At 61.2% G+C, this 14,669-nt stretch carries 12 protein-coding genes, 2 tRNA genes and 1 riboswitch; of the genes, 13 read left to right on the top strand and 1 reads right to left on the bottom strand.

Annotated features, from left to right (window positions below):
* Positions 1-120: 120 nt before the first annotated feature.
* The 7 genes from AC07NR_RS16750 (at position 121) to astE (ending at position 7,828) form a co-directional block, all read left to right on the top strand.
* Positions 121-1,341, top strand: coding sequence for an aspartate aminotransferase family protein (locus AC07NR_RS16750; RefSeq protein WP_085709721.1), 1,221 nt, complete (start codon positions 121-123; stop codon positions 1,339-1,341).
* Positions 1,342-1,472: 131 nt separating this feature from the next.
* Complete coding sequence (aruF, locus tag AC07NR_RS16745; protein WP_059404897.1) at positions 1,473-2,492, top strand: arginine/ornithine succinyltransferase subunit alpha; 1,020 nt, start codon at positions 1,473-1,475, stop codon at positions 2,490-2,492.
* 51 nt (positions 2,493-2,543) lie between these two features.
* On the top strand, positions 2,544-3,569 hold the full coding sequence (gene astA, locus AC07NR_RS16740) for an arginine N-succinyltransferase (protein ID WP_027612638.1): 1,026 nt from the start codon (positions 2,544-2,546) through the stop codon (positions 3,567-3,569).
* The gene (gene astD, locus AC07NR_RS16735; RefSeq protein WP_495079202.1) at positions 3,566-5,035 is read left to right on the top strand and encodes a succinylglutamate-semialdehyde dehydrogenase; all 1,470 of its coding nucleotides are present in this window, start codon (positions 3,566-3,568) and stop codon (positions 5,033-5,035) included. Before astA ends, astD begins: the two co-directional genes overlap by 4 nt.
* Before the next feature lie 73 nt (positions 5,036-5,108).
* Entirely contained in the window at positions 5,109-6,455 is a 1,347-nt protein-coding gene (gene astB / locus AC07NR_RS16730; RefSeq protein ID WP_305833393.1) for an N-succinylarginine dihydrolase, read from the top strand.
* 59 nt (positions 6,456-6,514) lie between these two features.
* Positions 6,515-6,805, top strand: coding sequence for a hypothetical protein (locus tag AC07NR_RS16725; protein WP_011335531.1), 291 nt, complete (start codon positions 6,515-6,517; stop codon positions 6,803-6,805).
* 12 nt (positions 6,806-6,817) lie between these two features.
* On the top strand, positions 6,818-7,828 hold the full coding sequence (gene astE, locus AC07NR_RS16720; protein ID WP_305833392.1) for a succinylglutamate desuccinylase: 1,011 nt from the start codon (positions 6,818-6,820) through the stop codon (positions 7,826-7,828).
* A gap of 45 nt (positions 7,829-7,873) precedes the next feature.
* On the opposite strand, the gene AC07NR_RS16715 is transcribed toward astE, so the two are convergent.
* Positions 7,874-8,383, bottom strand: coding sequence for a 6,7-dimethyl-8-ribityllumazine synthase (locus tag AC07NR_RS16715; protein ID WP_305833391.1), 510 nt, complete (start codon positions 8,381-8,383; stop codon positions 7,874-7,876).
* A 102-nt stretch (positions 8,384-8,485) separates the two neighbouring features.
* Positions 8,486-8,657, bottom strand: a riboswitch (FMN riboswitch).
* Positions 8,658-8,854: 197 nt separating this feature from the next.
* On the opposite strand from AC07NR_RS16715, the gene ltaE reads away from it, so the two are divergent.
* The 6 genes from ltaE (at position 8,855) to AC07NR_RS16685 (ending at position 14,669) form a co-directional block, all read left to right on the top strand.
* Entirely contained in the window at positions 8,855-9,859 is a 1,005-nt protein-coding gene (ltaE, locus tag AC07NR_RS16710) for a low-specificity L-threonine aldolase (protein ID WP_248739128.1), read from the top strand.
* Positions 9,860-10,005: 146 nt separating this feature from the next.
* Positions 10,006-12,630, top strand: coding sequence for an alanine--tRNA ligase (gene alaS / locus AC07NR_RS16705; protein WP_495078992.1), 2,625 nt, complete (start codon positions 10,006-10,008; stop codon positions 12,628-12,630).
* A gap of 90 nt (positions 12,631-12,720) precedes the next feature.
* Entirely contained in the window at positions 12,721-13,962 is a 1,242-nt protein-coding gene (locus AC07NR_RS16700) for an aspartate kinase (RefSeq protein ID WP_007951048.1), read from the top strand.
* Between the two features lie 187 nt (positions 13,963-14,149).
* Positions 14,150-14,338, top strand: coding sequence for a carbon storage regulator CsrA (gene csrA, locus AC07NR_RS16695; protein WP_002554426.1), 189 nt, complete (start codon positions 14,150-14,152; stop codon positions 14,336-14,338).
* Between the two features lie 62 nt (positions 14,339-14,400).
* Positions 14,401-14,491 (top strand) — tRNA-Ser (locus AC07NR_RS16690).
* 107 nt (positions 14,492-14,598) lie between these two features.
* Positions 14,599-14,669, top strand: a tRNA-Arg gene (locus AC07NR_RS16685).

Genomic DNA, 14,669 nt, shown 5'->3' with positions numbered 1-14,669 from the left:
AATCCGGGGTTTGCGCTATAAGAAGTTGTCGCTTGGCGACAAGGCCGGGCATAAAACTGTCCTTACAATCCCCCCATCGCTCGCCAGTTTCAGGCGGGTGGCCCTCATCAGGAGACTCCGATGTCCGTTGAGCACGCTGCGGTACAACGCGCCGATTTCGACCAGGTTATGGTTCCCAACTACGCGCCTGCCGCTTTCATTCCGGTGCGTGGCGCCGGTTCCCGCGTCTGGGATCAGGCCGGCCGCGAGCTGATCGACTTTGCCGGCGGCATCGCCGTCAACGTATTGGGCCATGCGCATCCGGCGCTGGTCGGTGCCTTGACCGAGCAGGCGAACAAGCTGTGGCACGTGTCCAACGTGTTCACCAACGAGCCGGCCCTGCGCCTGGCGCACAAGCTGATCGACGCCACCTTTGCCGAGCGCGTGTTCTTCTGCAACTCCGGCGCCGAAGCCAACGAGGCCGCCTTCAAGCTGGCCCGTCGTGTCGCATTCGACCGTTTCGGCACCGAGAAGTACGAAATCATCGCTGCGCTCAACAGCTTCCACGGCCGCACCCTGTTCACCGTGAACGTCGGTGGCCAGTCGAAGTACTCCGATGGTTTCGGCCCGAAAATCACCGGCATCACCCACGTGCCGTACAACGATCTGGCGGCACTGAAAGCCGCTGTTTCGGACAAGACCTGCGCGGTCGTTCTGGAACCGATCCAGGGCGAGGGTGGTGTACTGCCGGCCGAGCTGGCTTACCTGCAAGGCGCCCGTGAACTGTGCGACGCGAACAACGCGCTGCTGGTGTTCGACGAAGTGCAGACCGGCATGGGCCGTACCGGCAACCTGTTCGCCTACCAGCATTTCGGTGTGGTTCCGGACATCCTGACCAGCGCCAAGAGCCTGGGCGGCGGTTTCCCGATCGCCGCAATGCTGACCACCGAAGCGCTGGCCAAGCACCTGGTCGTCGGCACTCACGGCACCACTTACGGCGGCAACCCGCTGGCATGCGCCGTGGCCGAAGCGGTAATCGACGTGATCAACACCCCTGAGGTGCTGAACGGCGTCAACGCCAAGCACGACAAGTTCAAGACCCGCCTGCAACAGATCGGCGAGAAGTACGGCCTGTTCACCCAGGTGCGTGGTCTCGGTCTGCTGATCGGTTGCGTGCTGAGCGATGCCTGGAAAGGCAAGGCCAAGGACATCTTCAACGCCGCTGAAAAAGAAGGCCTGATGATTCTGCAGGCCGGCCCGGACGTGATCCGTTTCGCCCCGAGCCTGGTGGTTGAAGACGCGGACATCGACGCCGGTCTGGATCGCTTCGAACGTGCTGCTGCGAAACTGACTCAAGCCTGATTCATGCAAGACCGCCCGCTGCCTGTCGTCATGGACTGGCAGCGGGACAAATTTCCTGTGCCGGGCCTGCCCGGCATTTTTTTCCCGAGTCGGCGCTTTCGCCGACCTGAAGTAGAGAAAGGAGTGACACCATGCTGGTGATGCGCCCCGCGCAAATGGCTGATCTGGGCGAGGTACAGCGTCTGGCTGCGGACAGCCCGATTGGTGTCACTTCCTTGCCGGATGACGTTGAACGCCTGAGCGACAAGATCGCCGCGAGCGAAGCCTCGTTTGCCGCCGAAGTGAGTTTCAACGGTGAAGAGAGTTACTTCTTCGTCCTCGAAGACTCCGCCACCGGCAAACTGGTGGGCTGCTCGGCGATCGTCGCGTCGGCCGGTTATTCCGAGCCGTTCTACAGCTTTCGCAACGAGACCTTCGTGCACGCTTCCCGCGAGCTGAAGATCCACAACAAGATTCACGTGCTCTCGCAGTGCCACGACCTGACCGGCAACAGCTTGCTGACCAGTTTCTACGTGCAGCGCGAGCTGGTGGGTTCGCCGTGGGCCGAACTCAACTCCCGTGGCCGTCTGCTGTTCGTCGCCAGCCATCCGGAGCGCTTCGCCGATTCGGTGGTGACCGAGATTGTCGGTTACAGCGACGAGAACGGCGACTCGCCATTCTGGGACGCCATCGGTCGCAACTTCTTCGACCTGAACTACGCCGAGGCCGAGCGTCTGTGTGGCCTGAAAAGCCGGACATTCCTCGCCGAGCTGATGCCGCATTACCCGATCTACGTGCCGCTGCTGCCGGATTCCGCTCAAGAAGCGATGGGCCAGGTGCACCCGCGTGCGCAGATCACCTTCGACATCCTGATGCGCGAAGGCTTCGAGACCGATCACTACATCGACATTTTCGACGGCGGCCCGACCCTGCATGCACGCGTTTCGGGGATCCGGTCGATCGCCCAGAGCCGCGTGGTGCCGGTGAAGATTGGCGAGCCGGTCAAAGGTGCCGGGCGCCAGTATCTGGTGGCCAATGCCCAGTTGCAGGATTACCGCGCGGTATTGCTGGAACTGGATTACGCGCCGGGCAAACCGGTGACCCTGGATCTGGAAGCGGCCGAAGCCCTGGGCGTCGGTGAAGGTGCCAGCGTGCGCCTGGTGGCGGTTTAACGCCTTAGCGAGTTTCACGGGTGGCCACGGCGGCCCGTTTGAGGAGATAGCATGATTGTTCGTCCCGTACGCAGCAGCGATTTGTCCGCTCTGATCGACCTGGCCCGCAGCACCGGCACCGGCCTGACCACCTTGCCGGCCAACGAAGAGCGCCTGACTCACCGGGTTGGCTGGGCCGAGAAGACCTTTCGCGGTGAAGCCGGCCGTGGCGACGCGGACTACCTGTTCGTGCTCGAAGACGATAACGGACGTGTGGTGGGGATTTCCGCCATCGCCGGCGCCGTCGGTCTGCGTGAGCCTTGGTACAACTTCCGCGTCGGCCTGACCGTCAGCGCCTCGCAGGAGCTGAACATCTATCGCGAGATCCCGACGCTGTTCCTGGCCAACGACCTGACCGGCAACTCCGAGCTGTGCTCGCTGTTCCTGCACGCTGATTACCGCACAGGCCTCAACGGCCGCATGCTGTCCAAGGCGCGGATGCTGTTCATCGCCGAATTCCCGGAACTGTTCGGCAACAAGATCATCGCCGAGATGCGCGGCGTATCCGATGAAGCGGGCCGTTCGCCGTTCTGGGAAAGCCTGGGCCGTCACTTCTTCAAGATGGAATTCAGCCAGGCCGATTACCTGACCGGCGTAGGCAACAAGGCGTTCATCGCCGAACTGATGCCGAAATTCCCGCTGTACACCTGCTTCCTGTCGCCGGACGCACGCAACGTCATCGGCCAGGTGCATCCGGACACCGAGCCGGCGCTGGCGATGCTCAAGAGCGAAGGCTTCAGCTATCAGGGTTACGTCGACATCTTCGACGCCGGTCCAGCCATCGAATGCGAGACCAGCAAGATTCGCGCGGTGCGTGACAGCGAGGCGCTGGTGCTGGCCATCGGCACGCCGGGCGACGACGCCACGCCGTTCATCATCCATAACCGCAAACGCGAAGACTGCCGCATCACGGCTGCGCCGGCCCGTCTGGCCGCCGGTACGCTGGTGGTCGATCCGCTGACCGCCAAACGTCTTCAACTCAACGCTGGCGATCAGGTTCGCGCCGTGGCGTTGTCCGCTGCCCGGGAGTCGAAATAATGAATTCGCTATACATCGCAGGTGAGTGGCTGGCCGGTCAGGGGGAGGCCTTTCAATCGCTGAACCCGGTGACCCAGCAAGTGCTGTGGTCAGGGGAGGGCGCCACTGCCGCTCAGGTCGAGTCGGCCGTGCAGGCTGCGCGTCAGGCGTTCCCGGGCTGGGCCCGTCGGACGCTCGAAGAGCGCATCAGTGTGCTCGAGGCGTTCGCCGCTGCGCTGAAAAACCACGCCGACGAACTGGCCCGCACCATCGGTGAGGAAACCGGCAAGCCGTTGTGGGAAGCCGCGACCGAAGTCACCAGCATGGTCAACAAGATCGCGATCTCGGTGCAGAGCTACCGCGAACGTACCGGCGAGAAGAGCGGCCCGCTGGGCGACGCCACCGCCGTGTTGCGTCACAAGCCCCACGGCGTGGTCGCGGTGTTCGGCCCTTACAACTTCCCCGGCCATTTGCCGAACGGCCACATCGTGCCGGCGCTGCTGGCCGGCAACAGCGTGTTGTTCAAACCGAGCGAGCTGACCCCGAAAGTCGCCGAGCTGACGGTCAAGTGCTGGATCGAAGCCGGTCTTCCGGCTGGTGTGCTGAACCTGCTGCAAGGCGCTCGTGAAACCGGTATCGCTCTGGCGGCGAATCCGGGCATCGACGGTCTGTTCTTCACCGGTTCGAGTCGTACCGGCAATCACCTGCACCAGCAGTTCGCCGGTCGTCCGGACAAGATTCTTGCGCTGGAGATGGGCGGCAACAACCCGCTGGTGGTCGATCAGGTCGCCGACCTCGATGCCGCGGTGTACACGATCATTCAGTCGGCGTTCATTTCCGCCGGTCAGCGTTGCACCTGCGCCCGTCGTCTGCTGGTGCCGCAAGGCGCGTGGGGCGACAGCCTGCTCAAGCGTCTGGTGGAAGTCAGCTCGACCATCGAGGTCGGCGCGTTCGATCAGCAGCCGGCGCCGTTCATGGGCTCGGTGGTTTCCCTCGGCGCGGCGAAAGCGTTGATGGATGCCCAGGCGCATCTGCTGGCCAACGGCGCAGTGTCGCTGCTGGCGATGACTCAGCCGCAGGCGCAGTCGGCGCTGCTGACTCCGGGCATCGTTGATGTGACGGCGGTTGCCGATCGCTCCGACGAAGAACTGTTCGGCCCGTTGCTGCAAGTGATCCGCTACGCCGATTTCGCGGCGGCGATTGCCGAAGCCAACGACACCGCGTTTGGCCTGGCCGCTGGCCTGCTGTCGGATTCCGAAGAACGCTACCAGCAGTTCTGGCTGGAAAGCCGTGCCGGTATCGTCAACTGGAACAAGCAACTGACGGGGGCTGCGAGCAGCGCGCCGTTCGGCGGTGTGGGCGCTTCGGGCAACCACCGCGCCAGCGCCTATTACGCGGCGGATTACTGTGCGTACCCGGTGGCCTCGCTGGAAACCCCGAGCCTGGTGATGCCGGCGGCCCTCACGCCTGGCGTGAAGATGGCGTGAGGCGCGTCGCGCCTCGATTGCACTCATTTGTTATTTGATGCCTATAAAAACAGATTCTCGTGGAGCCTCGCTGATGAAATCCTTTGAAGTCAATTTTGACGGTCTAGTGGGGCCGACCCATAACTACGGTGGTCTGTCCTACGGCAACGTTGCGTCCCAGAGCAACAGCCAGCAGTCCTCGAATCCGAAGGAAGCGGCGCTGCAAGGCCTGGCGAAAATGAAAGCGCTGATGGAAATGGGCTTTCAGCAGGGCGTTCTCGCACCCCAGGAACGTCCGGACGTGGCCGCTCTGCGCCGTCTGGGTTTCAGCGGCACCGATGCCCAGGTGATCGAGCGCGCCGCAAAAGAAGCGATGCCGCTGCTGGTCGCCAGTTGCTCGGCGTCGAGCATGTGGGTGGCCAACGCAGCCACGGTCAGTCCGAGTGCCGACACCGCCGATGGTCGCGTGCACTTCACCGCTGCCAACCTGAACTGCAAATACCACCGCAGCATCGAGCACCCGACCACCAGTCGCGTGCTGGGTGCGATGTTTGCCGATCAACAGCACTTCGCTCACCACGCCGCGTTGCCGGCGGTAGCGCAGTTCGGCGACGAAGGCGCAGCGAACCACACGCGCTTCTGCCGTGAGTACGGTGAGGCCGGTGTCGAGTTCTTCGTGTTCGGTCGCAGTGCGTTCGACACCCGTTACCCGGCGCCGCAGAAATACCCGGCGCGCCAGACCCTCGAAGCATCGCAAGCAGTCGCCCGTTTGCACGGTCTGCGTGATGACGGCGTGGTCTACGCGCAGCAGAACCCGGCGGTGATCGATCAGGGCGTGTTCCATAACGACGTGATCGCGGTGGGCAACGGCGAGGTGCTGTTCTATCACGAGGACGCGTTCCTCGACACCGAGCAGATGCTGGCCGAGCTGCAAGCCAAACTGGCCAAGGTCGGCGGCAAGTTCCAGTCGGTCTGCGTGCCGCGTTCGGCGGTCACCGTGGATGACGCGGTGCGTTCCTACCTGTTCAACAGCCAGTTGCTGTCGCGCCCTGATGGTTCGATGTTGCTGATCGTGCCGGAAGAGTGCCGTGGCAACGAGCGCGTGTGGAACTATCTGCAAGGCCTGACCAGCTCCGGCGGCCTGATCCGCGAAGTGAAGGTCTTCGACCTCAAGCAAAGCATGCAGAACGGCGGTGGCCCGGCGTGTTTGCGACTGCGCGTCGCGCTCAACGAAACCGAACTGGCGGCCGTCAACCCAGGGGTTATCATGACCGCCCCGTTGTACGGTTCGTTGACCGCATGGGTTGAAAAGCACTATCGCGACCGTCTGAGCGAAAGCGATCTGGCGGATCCGCAATTGCTGCTTGAATGCCGGACGGCACTGGATGAACTGACGCAAATCCTTAAACTGGGCGCGGTTTATCCATTCCAGATCAATTGATGACCGGTGCGCCGCTTCGTCGCGACGCACGGTTCCATCTCCCCAAGAGAGCGTAAAACATGAGCGATTCCCTGCAGCTGATCCTTGAAGACACCGACGGCACGCAACTGCAAACGTCCTGCACCCGCGTCGCGGTCATGTGGCAAGGCAAAGAGCTGTGGATCCAGCAGGACGGCCGCGGCCAATTGCTGATCGGCGTGGACGTCGAAGAAGGCGACGAAGAGTACGCCAACCTGCTGCTGCGCCCATTGGCGACTAATCTGGTAAGTCTGCAACTGGAGATGGAACCGGCGGACCTCGGCGACGATGACGGTCACGTGCACGGCCCGGATTGCAACCACGACCACTAAGGAAACCGCTCTATGCTCGCCCTCGGCAAACTGCTTGAACTGACCCTCGCCGGCCGCGAACCGGCGGAGAAGACTCAACTGACTGTCGAAGGCGTGCGCATGCGCTGGCTGAGCGAGGGTGCGCTGGAAGTCCGGCCACCCGAAGCGCGCGACAACGGCCTGGACCTGTTGCTGTCGGCAGGCATCCACGGCAACGAAACGGCACCGATCGAATTGCTCGACCGGCTGCTGCATGACATCGCCCGCGGCGACCTGAAGCCGCGCGCACGCATTCTGTTCCTGTTCGGCAACCCGGAAGCGATTCGCAAGGGCGAGCGTTTCATCGAACAGGATGTCAATCGGCTGTTCAACGGCCGTCACGAACAAAGCAGCGGTTCCGAAGCCCTGCGCGCCTGCGAGCTGGAACGCCTGGCCGCGAGCTTCTTCAGCGTGCCGGATCGTCAGCGACTGCACTACGACCTGCACACGGCGATTCGCGGTTCGAAGATCGAACAGTTTGCGTTGTATCCGTGGAAGGAAGGGCGCCAGCACTCGCGCCTTGAACTGGCCCGCCTGCGCGCCGCCGGCATGGAGGCGGTGCTGTTGCAGAATAAACCGTCGATCGTCTTCAGTTCCTACACCTACGACAAGCTCGGTGCCGAGTCCTTCACCCTGGAACTGGGCAAGGCGCGGCCGTTCGGGCAGAACGCCGGGGTCAATGTGTCGCTGCTGGAAACCCGTCTGAAGCAGATCATCGAAGGCACTGAGCCTGAGATGGTCGAGCAGGGCCTGGACGGTCTGCAACTGTTCAGCGTGGCCCGGGAAATCATCAAGCACAGTGACTCGTTCCGCCTGAACCTGCCGGCGGACATCGAAAACTTTTCGGAACTGGATGTGGGTTATGTGCTGGCCGAAGATCTGGCCAATACCCGCTGGATCATCGAAGAGCAGGGCGCGCGGATTATTTTCCCGAACCCCAAGGTCAAGAACGGCCTGCGGGCGGGCATTCTGATCGTGCCGACCACTGACGAAAATCTCGCCTGAAACTGAATCTCCCCCACGCAGCGCGCGGGGGAGATCGTTATTGCATCAGACCGCTACAGCGCGCGGCTCGGTGCGGCGCAATGCACGCACTTTCTGCAGTGTATCCGCGCAAGTCTTCGCCGCTTCCTGACCCTTGTGCACGAAATGCTCGAAGAAGAACTTGTAGTGTTCTTCGCCGGCATGGAAGTGGTGCGGGGTCAGGGATACCGAGAACACCGGCACTTCGGTTTCCAGCTGAACCTGCATCAAGCCGCTGACCACCGACTGGGCGACGAACTCGTGACGGTAGATCCCGCCGTCTACCACCAGGGCGGCGGCAACGATACCGGCATAACGACCGGTCTTGGCCAGCAGTTTGGCGTGCAGGGGCATTTCAAAGGCGCCGCCGACTTCGAAGAAATCGATGTCCGATTCCTGATAACCCTGGGCGATCATTTCGGCGAGGAAGCCTTTACGGCTCTGATCGACGATTTCCTTGTGCCAGCAGGCCTGGATGAACGCGACGCGCTCGCCGTGAGGGTGTTTGTTTTTGCTGTCGATAGCGGTGGGTTGCATGTTCTGACTCCTGTTTGTGTGAAAAACAGGGCGTTATGAATCGAAAGGGATTCAAGGGTACGCACGCTCGCGCGAACGCGGCGGACGGCCCTTTGGCGTCAATCCCGTTCTCTCTTCATCCGGACTGTGACCGTCGGCCCCGGAATCACACCGGGTCTGCTGACCTTGCCGCCGTTCACGGTTTTTGCCGTGCCTGACACCAAGCGCTCGCGGGCTATGCGCATTGCGCGCAATTACCGCCGGTGGGGAGTTGCACCCCGCCCTGAGAACGTTTCGCCGCCCTTTATCGGGCGGCGCAGCGTTTTTATCACAGATTGCCGGGCTGTGCATTGCGCCTTTGTGATGATTGCCATCGGATTTTTCGGAGCGTGGAAACGACTTTTCCTTGCGCAAGGGTTGATTAATCCGCGCCATGCCCGCAGTAATTCCTCTACGAAAAGGGATTTCCCCTGCTGACCAGAGGCCAGGTTCATGAGCGTTATCGATCTTCGCAGCGACACCGTCACCCAACCGACTCCCGCCATGCTGGACGCGATGACCCGTGCCGACACCGGTGACGACGTGTATGGCGAAGATCCGACGGTCAATCGTCTGGAAACCGAACTGGCAAAACGGTTGGGTTTTGCCGCCGCGCTGTTCGTGCCGACCGGCACCATGAGCAACCTGCTGGGCTTGATGGCCCATTGCGAACGCGGTGATGAATACATCGTCGGGCAGCAGGCGCATACCTATAAGTACGAGGGCGGCGGCGCAGCGGTGCTCGGCTCGATCCAGCCGCAGCCGCTGGAAGTGCAGGCCGATGGCTCGCTGGACCTGGATCAGGTGGCAGCGGCGATCAAGCCTGATGATTTCCACTTCGCCCGCACCCGCCTGCTGGCACTGGAAAACACCATGCAGGGCAAGGTGTTGCCGATGGAGTATCTGGCCCGGGCGCGTCAGTTCACTCGGGACAATGGCCTCCAGTTGCATCTGGACGGTGCGCGGCTATACAACGCGGCGGTCAAGCTCGGGGTCGATGCCCGTGAGATCACGCAGCACTTCGATTCGGTATCGGTGTGCCTGTCCAAAGGCCTCGGCGCGCCGGTCGGTTCGGTGCTTTGCGGTTCGGCCGAGTTGATCGGCAAGGCGCGGCGCCTGCGCAAAATGGTCGGCGGCGGCATGCGTCAGGCCGGATTGCTGGCGGCGGCGGGGTTGTATGCGCTGGATCACAACGTCGAGCGACTGGCGGATGACCATGCCAACGCGCAGTTTCTGGCTGAAGGCCTGCGCGAGGCCGGTTTCACCGTCGAGCCGGTGCAGACCAACATGGTTTACGTGCAGATGGGCGACCGTGCCGAGGCGATCAAGGCGTTTGCCGCCGAGCGCGGGATTAAACTGAGCGCTGCCGCCCGTCTGCGGATGGTCACGCACATGGACGTCAATCGCTCGCAAATCGAGCAAGTGATCGCGACATTCGTCGAGTTTTCGCGCAAGTGACAGCGTTAGCCCCTCAATTGACCGTTTCTATCGTATAAACACGCTGTACCCCGCGCGCAGGGCCGATATAATGCGGCCCTTTGCCGTCGTTTCGTCTGTTGACGTTTCGTACAGGCCTTTGGCCGCAGCCTCCGTGGAAGAACCTAATGAAAAGCGCAGAAATCCGTGAAGCCTTCCTTCGCTTCTTCGAAGAGCAAGGCCACACCCGTGTAGCCTCCAGCTCTTTGATTCCGGGCAACGACCCAACCCTGCTGTTCACCAACGCGGGGATGAACCAGTTCAAGGACTGCTTCCTGGGCCAGGAAAAGCGCGCGTACACCCGCGCCGTCTCCAGCCAGAAATGCGTGCGCGCCGGCGGCAAGCACAACGACCTGGAAAACGTCGGTTACACCGCCCGTCACCACACCTTCTTCGAAATGCTGGGTAACTTCAGCTTCGGCGATTACTTCAAGCGTGATGCCATCACCTACGCCTGGAACTTCCTGACCTCCGAGAAGTGGCTGAACCTGCCGAAGGAAAAGCTGTGGGTCACCGTCTACGCCAGCGATGATGAGGCCTACGACATCTGGACCAAGGAAGTCGGTGTGCCGGCCGAGCGCATGGTGCGTATCGGCGACAACAAGGGCGCGCCATACGCTTCCGACAACTTCTGGACCATGGGCGATACCGGCCCGTGCGGTCCTTGCACCGAGATTTTCTACGATCACGGCGCCGACATCTGGGGCGGCCCACCGGGCTCGCCAGAAGAGGACGGTGACCGTTACATCGAAATCTGGAACAACGTGTTCATGCAGTTCAACCGCACTGCCGATGGCGTGTTGCACCCGCTGCCAGCGCCGTCGGTGGACACCGGCATGGGCCTGGAGCGGATCAGTGCCGTACTCCAGCACGTTCACTCGAACTATGAAATCGACCTGTTCCAGAGCCTGCTGGCCGCTTCGGCCAAGGCCATCGGTTGCAGCAATGACAATCAGGCGTCCCTGAAAGTCGTGGCTGACCACATCCGTTCCTGCGGCTTCCTGATTGCCGACGGCGTGCTGCCGTCCAACGAAGGCCGTGGCTACGTGCTGCGCCGGATCATCCGTCGCGCCTGCCGTCACGGCAACAAGCTGGGCGCCAAGGGCAGCTTCTTCTACCAGATCGTTGCCGCTCTCGTGGCCGAGATGGGCGAAGCATTCCCGGAGCTGAAATCCCAGCAGGCGCACATCGAGCGCGTACTGAAAGCCGAAGAAGAGCAATTCGCCAAGACCCTGGAGCAGGGCCTGAAAATCCTCGAGCAGGATCTGGCCGAACTCAAGGGCGACGTGGTTCCAGGCGACGTAGTGTTCAAACTCTACGACACCTACGGTTTCCCGATGGACCTGACCGCGGACATCGCCCGCGAGCGCAGCCTGACCATCGACGAAGCCGGTTTCGAGCGTGAAATGGAAGCCCAGCGCGTCCGTGCACGTTCCGCCAGCTCCTTCGGCCTGGACTACAACAGCCTGGTCAAGGTTGATGTCGATACCGAATTCACCGGCTACCACGCTACCAGCGGTTCGGCGAAAGTCGTTGCTCTCTATAAAGATGGCCAGTCCGTGGACGTCTTGAGTGAAGGGCAGGAAGGCGTTGTGGTGCTGAACCAGACCCCGTTCTACGCCGAATCCGGCGGCCAGGTCGGTGATTGCGGTTACCTGCAGGCCGGCAACAGCCGTTTCGACGTGCGCGACACCACCAAGACCGGCGGCGCATTCCTGCACCACGGTGTGCTGGCGTCGGGCAGCCTGATCGTCGGCGCGCCGGTGGAAACCCACGTCGAAGCCGACGTGCGTCACGCCACTTCGCTGAACCACTCGGCCACGCACTTGCTGCATGCAGCGTTGCGCAAAGTGCTGGGCGATCACGTTCAGCAGAAAGGCTCGCTGGTCGACAGTCAGCGCCTGCGTTTCGACTTCAGTCACTTTGAAGCGATCAAGCCTGAGCAGATCAAGGCTCTGGAAGACATCGTCAACGCCGAAATCCGCAAGAACTCCGCCGTTGAAACCGAAGAAACCGACATCGAAACCGCCAAGCAGAAAGGCGCCATGGCGCTGTTCGGCGAGAAGTACGGCGACAACGTGCGCGTGCTGAGCATGGGTGGCGATTTCTCCGTCGAGCTGTGTGGCGGTATCCACGCCAACCGTACCGGCGACATCGGCCTGCTGAAAATCATCAGCGAAGGCGGTGTGGCATCGGGTGTGCGTCGTATCGAAGCGGTCACCGGCGCTGCGGCGCTGGCTTACTTGAACGCTGCTGAAGAACAACTCAAGGAAGCGGCCAGCCTGGTCAAGGGCAGCCGCGAAAACCTGATCGACAAGCTGTCGGCTGTACTGGAGCGCAACCGCGCGCTGGAGAAGCAGCTCGAGCAGTTGCAGGCCAAGGCCGCTGCTGCCGCCGGCGACGATCTGTCGGCTTCGGCTGTGGACGTCAAAGGCGTGAAGGTTCTGGCCGTGCGTCTGGATGGTCAGGACGGCAAGGCGCTGCTGGCGCTGGTCGATCAGCTGAAAAACAAACTCGGCCGCGCAGTGATCCTGCTCGGCAGTGTCCATGAGGAAAAGGTCGTACTGGTTGCAGGCGTGACCAAGGACCTGACTGGCCAACTCAAAGCCGGTGATTTGATGAAACAGGCTGCTGCGGCAGTGGGCGGGAAGGGCGGTGGTCGTCCGGACATGGCGCAGGGCGGCGGTGTCGACGCCGGCGCTCTGGATGGCGCTCTGGCGCTGACCGTTCCATTCGTCGAGCAGGGTTTATAAGACGGTCTGTCGGGCCCGCAGTCTAGTGGCGGGCCCGGCGGCTGTTCGAGTGATTATTGGGCGCCCTTCATGGGCAGAGGCGGCTTTGAAATGGCTTTGATCGTACAGAAATTTGGAGGCACCTCGGTCGGCACTGTCGAGAGAATCGAGCAGGTCGCCGACAAGGTTAAGAAATTCCGCGATGCCGGCGATGACCTGGTGGTTGTGCTGTCTGCAATGAGCGGCGAAACCAACCGTCTGATCGATCTGGCCAAGCAAATCAGTGGCGAAGATCAACCGGTTCCACGTGAACTGGACGTGATCGTCTCCACCGGTGAGCAGGTGACGATCGCCCTGTTGGCCATGGCGCTGATCAAGCGCGGTGTGCCGGCGGTGTCGTACACCGGCAACCAGGTGCGGATCCTGACGGACAGTGCGCACAATAAAGCGCGTATCTTGCAGATTGATGACCAGAAGATTCGCGGTGATCTGAAGGCCGGTCGTGTGGTTGTGGTCGCCGGTTTCCAGGGCGTCGACGAGCACGGCAACATCACGACCCTGGGTCGTGGCGGTTCCGACACCACCGGCGTGGCGCTGGCCGCTGCGTTGAAGGCTGACGAATGCCAGATCTACACCGACGTCGATGGTGTCTACACCACCGACCCGCGTGTGGTATCGGTTGCTCAGCGTCTGGACAAGATCACGTTCGAAGAGATGCTGGAAATGGCCAGCCTCGGTTCCAAGGTGCTGCAGATCCGTGCCGTGGAGTTTGCCGGCAAGTACAACGTTCCGCTGCGCGTACTGCACAGCTTCAAGGAGGGTCCGGGCACCCTCATTACTATTGATGAAGAGGAAACCATGGAACAGCCGATCATTTCCGGCATCGCTTTCAATCGCGATGAAGCCAAGCTGACCATCCGTGGCGTGCCAGACACCCCGGGCGTGGCGTTCAAGATTCTCGGCCCGATCAGTGCCGCGAACATCGAAGTCGACATGATCGTGCAGAACGTCGCGCACGATAACACCACCGACTTCACCTTCACCGTGCACCGCAACGACTACCAGTCCGCGCAGACCGTGCTGGAAAACACCGCTCGCGAGATCGGTGCCCGTGAAGTCGTCGGTGACACCAAAATTGCCAAGGTCTCGATCGTCGGCGTCGGCATGCGTTCCCACGCAGGCGTGGCCAGCCGCATGTTCGAATCCCTGGCGAAAGAAAGCATCAACATTCAGATGATCTCGACTTCGGAAATCAAGGTTTCCGTTGTGATCGAAGAGAAGTACCTGGAACTGGCCGTGCGCGCCCTGCACACGGCTTTCGAACTGGATGCTCCGGCCCGTCAGGGCGAGTAATCCTGGTCAATGAAGGGCGCGGTCTGACCGCGCCCTTTATTTTTTGAATGGCGCGAGCCCTGAACTGTTCTTTTGCTCGCGCTGGTCAATACTCAGGCATGTAGGGCTACGATCGCTCCGGTTGTAGGTCGGGTGCCTTTTTTTTGCAGACTGTTGTCCCTGAAATGATTCGCGTGAGGAGAAAGGTATGCTGATTCTGACTCGTCGGTGCGCAGAAAGCCTGATTATCGGTGATGGCGAAATCACCGTGACCGTGCTCGGCGTCAAAGGAAATCAAGTGCGTATCGGCGTCAACGCCCCGAAAGAGGTCGCCGTGCACCGTGAGGAAATCTACCTGCGTATAAAGAAAGAGAAGGACGAAGAACCAAGTCATTAATTTTTATTGATTTTTATGTTTGCAAACGGGGAAAAGGTTGGTTAAGATACGCCCCGTGTTGCGGAGAGCTGGCCGAGTGGCCGAAGGCGCTCCCCTGCTAAGGGAGTACACCTCACAAGGGTGTCGGGGGTTCGAATCCCCCGTTCTCCGCCATTATTTGCTTAGTACGTTGTAATCTGGCTTTTTCTGTAAGTTGTTGAAATTAATAGAAAAAGTGGTTGGAATAGAGATTAGACGGGCTATAATGCGGCGCAACAAATGCACTCGTAGCTCAGCTGGATAGAGTACTCGGCTACGAACCGAGCGGTCACAGGTTCGAATCCTGTCGAGT

Source organism: Pseudomonas sp. GW821-FHT09C09 (assembly GCF_059418105.1).
Note: the sequence above shows the minus strand (reverse complement) of the source record. Positions and strands in the feature narration are given on the sequence as shown.